The 6,204-nt window shown below is 60.0% G+C and carries 3 protein-coding genes; all 3 read right to left on the bottom strand.

From position 1 onward, the window contains the following. The coding region (locus tag HMPREF0372_RS18215) for a ParB N-terminal domain-containing protein (protein ID WP_007495796.1) at positions 1-760 on the bottom strand (760 nt) is incomplete at its 3' end. Further along, positions 760-1,131 (bottom strand): single-stranded DNA-binding protein, encoded by a 372-nt coding sequence (locus HMPREF0372_RS18220; protein ID WP_007495797.1) that lies wholly within the window; start codon positions 1,129-1,131, stop codon positions 760-762. The genes HMPREF0372_RS18215 and HMPREF0372_RS18220, both read right to left, overlap by 1 nt. A gap of 95 nt (positions 1,132-1,226) precedes the next feature. After that, positions 1,227-6,092 (bottom strand): SpaA isopeptide-forming pilin-related protein, encoded by a 4,866-nt coding sequence (locus tag HMPREF0372_RS18225; protein WP_007495798.1) that lies wholly within the window; start codon positions 6,090-6,092, stop codon positions 1,227-1,229. Positions 6,093-6,204 lie beyond the last annotated feature (112 nt).

Below are 6,204 nucleotides of genomic sequence, written 5' to 3' on the forward strand. Positions count from 1 at the left end.
GGACCGCCTTTTCATACGCCTTGCAGAAGACTCCGGCGATCTTCCCCTCGCGGTCAATCTCCGCGTCCTTTTCCTGGATCTCCTTTTTCGCCTTGGCCAGCTCCACCGCCTCCAGGGCCGCCTGCTCCCGCTGCTCCTCCGGCAGGTTCTCCACCTGCTTGGTGATCTGGTAGCCCTGGTGGATGGACAGCTCCTTCTTGTCCAGCGCCTCTTTGACCGCTGCGGGGGCGTGCTCGTCGATCTGCATCACCTTGCCCATGGTGCGCTCCCCAAGCCCCACCGTGTCAGCCAGCTCCTTGCGGGTGTCCACTGTGGAGATCGGGTTCGGCAATGTTGCCGAACCCGATCTTGCGTGTTCACTTTTCTGGTCGCCACCGCCAGCAGACATATTGGCCTTTGCCCTGGCCTCAATGTCCGGCTTCAGCTTCAGAGCGATCTTGCCCAACTCCCACTTGTCCAGGTTGCGGCGGCCCTTCTGGGTATCCAGCGCCCACTGCTTGGCCTCCAGCAGATCGTCAAAGGCGAACACCGCCATGTTGTAGGGGATGCCGTGTTTCTCACACAGGCTCTGGCGGTTATGCCCATCCACAATGACCAGCTCCTCATTGACGATGACCGGCGAGTAGCAACCATTCTGCAGCAGGTCCGCCTCCAGGGCGGCCAGCTGCTCCCCGCTCAGAGGGGGGAGCAGTCCGGCCAGCTCCGCCAGCACGGTGGGCGTGCGCTCCGTGCTGTGGTACACGATGCCTGTGTTCTTCATTAGGCGGCGTCAGCGCTGTCCGGCTCCTCGGCGGCCATGGCGGCCTCCTCCACCCGTCTGGGGGAGAGAAATTCCACCTCGGTGGCTTTGATCAGGAAGCCGGGCTGGCGGTCGGGGTCATCCGCGAAGCAGATAGTCTCAAAGTCGCCTACCGCGGCCAGCTTGCAGCCCTTCCAGGCGAACTCCGCACAGCGCTCCGCCAGAGGGCCGCGTACCTTGATGGAGATAAAGTCGGTGAGCCGGTTGCCGTCCCGGTCCCGGTAGCGGCGGTCCGAGGCGATACGCAGGATGGCGTAGGGCTTTCCGGTGGTCTCGTTTACCTTCAGTTCCACGTCGTTGGTCAGGTTACCGATTGCAGTGATCTTCAGCATAGTTCAGTTCTCCTTTACTTTTTACTATAAGATGTTATATTTTAAGGTATAAGGGAAGGGCGTCCATCCCGAAGAATGGACGCCCAAAGTGTGGATCAATAGCCAGTGCGGGGGAGCGGGGTGGGCTTGCCATAGACCGTGGTTACCCAGCGGGTCACGGCCTGTACCCACTGGCCGTTATAGACGCCGCCCACGTCGGCCACATTGACAAAGGAACTGCCTGCGGCCAGGCCATTGACTGCGGTACAATAGAGGACCGGGGCCTCCACCTGGGCGAAACCAGCCGGCACCTGCCCAAACACGAACATGATCTCGGTCACACGCTCATTGGCGGCAAGGCCCAGGGCCGCGGGGGATGCGGCCAGGGTGTAGGTCTGGCTGGTGCTCAGGTTATCCGCCAGTGTGCGGTAGCTGCCGGTGTTGTTCACCTTGTAGACGACCTTATACACACCGGGGGAGTTGTAGCTTCCGGTGATAATGTGGTCCAGCGTCACGGCGGCGGGCAGGGTGTCCCTCCAATAGAAACTGTCCAGCCGGACATTGGAGGTATTGGCAATGCCGGAGAAGGTGTAGCGGACCGGCTGGCCGCTCACCACCTCCTTGGGACCTGCCTTAGAGATGGCCACGCCGGTGGTCAGGCTCTTGTTCGTCACCTCGAAGCGGACGATCTGCCCCTCATGCTCCAGGTAGGCGGTGAGTTCCGTCTCATTGACGCCGTAGTGGTCTGGGGCCTTGACCTCCCGGATAGTGTAGCGGGACAAGGGAAGCTGTTTGGAAACCGCACGGCCCCGGCTGTCGCTCCGAATGGTGTCCACTACATTTCCGGCCTTGTCATAAATCTCGAACACGGCCCCCTCCAGGAGCGTGCCTGCGGGCAAACCGTTGGTCGGGTTGTAGTCGGCGGATTTCTTGATGATCTGGATCTGTCCCGTGATGGGGATGTTCTCCCAGGTGATCTCGGTGGTCCTGCCGCTCTTGACGTAGACTGTTTTCAGCTCTGTGTCCGGCACATACCCCTCGTTCTCCAGTTCTCGCAGGTAGTAGCGGCCGCTCTCTGTGAGGTCGTCGATGTAGACATATCCTCTGTTGTCGCTGGTGTACTGGCCGATGGGGTTTTTGCCGCTGTCATAGAGCAGGAAGGTCACACCGGGGATTCCGCGGCCATCCGGGTCCACCTTATGGATGTGGATGCCGGAGAACGCCTTGTTGGTCACGGTCTTGCGGGTGGTCTCTCCATCCTTGACGGTAAAATAGATGGGCGTATCGTCCAGCTTGAATCCATCCGCAGCCTCGGTCTCCACGGCATAGTAGTCGCCGCTCTCCAGGGACAGGTACGCCCTGCCGTCCTTCCCGGTGGTCACGGTGTCCACCAAGACATCATCCGATACCCGACGAATCTCGAAGGTGGTATTGGGGATGCGCTCTGTTTTGTCCGCCTCGTTGACCTTGGTGAGTTCCACGCCGCCCACCGGCGCATTGTAAAAATAGAGTTCCTGCGTATCATCCGGGTCAACTACCACGGTCTGACTCTGTGTGTCCGGGTCGATAGTATATCCGGGGATGCTCTCCACTTCGGTCACGACCACTGTGCCGGTGATGCCGGAGAGGATGATCTGACCCTCCGCATTGGTCCAGTACAGGCCGTTGGAGGACAGCTTTCCGCCTTCGTCTGGGAGGTAGGAGCCGTCCGCATAGGTGATCTTGAACTGCACCCCCTCCAGCGGGGTCTTGTCCTTACTGGACAGCTTGTGGATGATGAGATTTCCCATAGGCTGGTTGCGGAACTCCACGGTGACGGTCTGGCCCTCCTTGACCTGAACAGTCTGAGGTGTATCGTCCAGCAGATAGCCGTCCTTAGCGCGGATCTCCTTGATGACCAGCGTGGTCCCAGGCTCCACCCCTTCCACTAGGAAGGTCCCAGTGGAATCCGTCACAAATTTGCCGTTGGCGTCGCCTACTACGGAGCCGTCCGATTTTGTCACCAAGAACTCCACATCGGAGAGCGGGGAGTTGTCTGCCGCCGATACCTTCTTGACCAGAACGGCCCCCTTGGGAGCGTTGGAGAAATAGAGGGTCACAATGTCCTGGTCCTTGCCGGAGATATAGAAGGACTGGGGGGCACTGTCGATGACATGGCCGCTGTCGCTCTCCAGCTCCTCACAGATGTAGTAGCCGACTTTCAGCCCAGTGACCGTGAAGGAACCGTTCTGGGAAGTCTGATAGGTCCCAATGACCGTGCCGCCGGAGCCGCTGGTCTCGCCGCCCAGATAACGCAGTTGGAACAGGCAGCCGGGAATCGCATCGCCGGTCACACTGTCCCGCTTGTAGACCACCAAGGCGGACAGCGGGGTGTTCTCAAAGCGGAAGGTGTGCCCCTTTCCCGCAGGGACGAACGCCTCCTGGGTGTCGCTGTCCTTGATGGAGAATCCGGCGGGCGGCTCCAGCTCCTTTACCCGGAACCAGCCGTCCCGCAGGCCGTTGGCCGGGCCGGTCAGTTCGATGCGGCCGTTCTCGTCCGTCGTGAAGATGCCCAGGTCGTTGTATTCGCCGGTCTCCGTATCGTTGCTGGCATACCACACCTGGAAGCGCACGTTGGCCAGCGGCTCATGGGTAATGGAATTTTCCTTGATGATTTCGATGGACGGGGCCTTGTGGTTTTCAAAATACACATCCCGGTCCCGGTTGGGATAGAGGGTCATGAGCTGGGGCTCCGCATCCAGCAGATAGGGAGACGGCACCGATTTTTCGGATACCTCATACACCGCGGGCAGGAGGTTGGGAACCGTGGCGGAGCCGTCCGGCCCGGTGGTCACTTCGGCCACAGAATGCCCGTCCGCACCTTTCACCAGGAATACCGTCCCCTCAATGGGCGCGCCACTATCTGCGTCCCGTTTCCAGATGGTCAGATTGGGTCGCTTATCGTTTTCCAGCACGATGGTGCCGTCTTTGCCGGGAAACAGTTCCACATGGTATTCCTTGGGGTCCAGGATGTGGTCGGACAACGTATCTGTTTCCCGCAGGGAATAGACCCCAGGCTGTAAGCCGTCCCAAACGATGGTCCCCGTAGAAGATGTGGTCTGATCCATATAGCGGCTGCCGTCCTCAATGCGGGTCAGGCTGTAGGTCACCCCAGCCAGCGGAGACCCATCCGCACTGATCTTGGTGAGATGGAGGGAAGGCAGCTTGGAATTGGTAAATACGAATTGGGCCGTTTCATTCCCATCCAGATGTATGATGCGCTGTGCTTCGTCAATCACATATCCCGGACACTCCAGTTCGGTTACGACATAAGCGCCCACGGGGAGTTTGGAGAGGTCGATGGTCCCGTCCTCCGAGGTGGTGTACTCCTCCGGTCCCCAGGAACCATCCACCGCCTCAATTCGGAAGCGGGCGTTGGCGATGGGCTGGGACAGGTCGGCGCTGTCCACCTTGATGAGATGGATGCCGGGCAGGCGGTCATTGAAGAAAACCAGCTCCTTGATGCCGTCCCCAGCTTTTAACTCCACCTCCTGGGGCGTGGTATCCAGCACATGGCCGTCCCCGCCAGTGTCCCGTTCCTCGGCCCGGTAGGTGCCTGGCTCACAGTTGGTAAGCAAAATCTGGCCGAACTCATCCGTGGTGAAGATACCCAAACTTTCCGCGTCCCGGAAGATCTCAAAGGACACATTGGGCATAAGGGTCATGGTCCCACGCTCATACTTGGTGATTCGCAGGCCGGGTAGTTCCTTGTTGATGATGGTGGCGGTGGATTCCTGCCCAGTCACGACTGCTACGGTCTGCACCGTGTCCGTATCCGCCACCCAGCCGTCAATGCCCGCCAGCTCCCGGACCTCCCAGCCGCCGGGGGCCAGCTCGTCAAAGACGATGACGCCATTGCGGGTCTGGCCGGTGCGGGTCTCGCCAGTCTCGATGTGCTTGATCTGGATGGTGACGCCGGAGAGGGCGTCGCCGGTGTCGCTCCGCTTCTCCACCCGCAGGGAGCCGTAGGGGGCGTTCCAGAAGGTCAGGGTGGCGGTCTTGTTATACTCCACATCGGCGTGCTGGGTGGTCTCCTCCGGCAGCAGGTGATACCGGGGCGGGATCTCCTCGGTTATGGTATAGTGGCCCTCCAGGGTCAGGGGGATGGTCACGGTCCCGTCCGGGCCGGTGGAGAAGGAACCGACTTTCTTTCCCTCCGGGTCATAGACAGAGAACACGGCCCCTTCCAGGGGGATCTCGGTCCCTTCCTCCAGCTTCACGATCTTCAGGGCCGTCTCGTCAGGATCAGGTTCCCCACTGTCTGCATAGCTGCTGACGGCGGCCACATCCAGCTGTACCTTGTTGTCCAAGTCACAGATGTAATTCTGTAAATCGCCGTATTGGTCCTTTTCCTGGCACACGGCGTACATAGCGGCATACTGGGCCACCGGGGCGGAGAGGGAGAACTGGACATTGCCGGACTGGCCCTCCACGCTGCCTGCGGGATAGAGGACCTTGAACGTCCCGGCATAGCCGTCTGAGGTGTACTTTGTGGTGACGGCGGTGATCTCCTTGTTGTTGGCGTCCACGATCTTCGTGCCCTCCGGCACACTGTCCGGGTCGGAGAAGGCCACAGACACATCGTAGTCATACACCCAAGTCTCGCTCCAGATGGTGAACACCTGCTGCAAGTATGCCTGGCCGCCGATGGTCACGGGGTAGGCCGTGGACTTGTCTGCCGTGACGGTCATCCGGGGAGTGAGCATATAGTTGTAGGTGGTGCCGCGCTTGTAGATGTCCTTGGCGGCGGCCAGGATACGGTTGCCAATGTCCAGTTCATCGCCGCTCAGGCCGGGGGCCACCTTCAGGTTGGAAATGTCCCAGCTGGGGATCAGGTAGCACCAGAGCGCCATTTTGGTGGCGTAGAACGCCTGATATTTGTTCTCCAGACCAAGCTCTCCCAGGCTGCGGTGGGGATAGCCGTTGGAGATGATGCCCACCACCTTGGGGTCGCTGGCCTTTTCGTTGGCTAGGTATTTGATGCTCTCTCCGGGGCCTACGGTCTGGGGGACGCCGTACTAGTTATAGCGATAGGTAATCCACCTCTTTTACTGC

This window comes from Flavonifractor plautii ATCC 29863, assembly GCF_000239295.1.
Classification (GTDB): Bacteria; Bacillota; Clostridia; order Oscillospirales; family Oscillospiraceae; genus Flavonifractor; species Flavonifractor plautii.

What these genes read in the sequence shown, in the direction of transcription:
- HMPREF0372_RS18220 (WP_007495797.1), bottom strand. Translation starts at nt 1,131, where the DNA reads ATGCTGAAGATCACTGCAATCGGTAACCTGACCAACGACGTGGAACTG.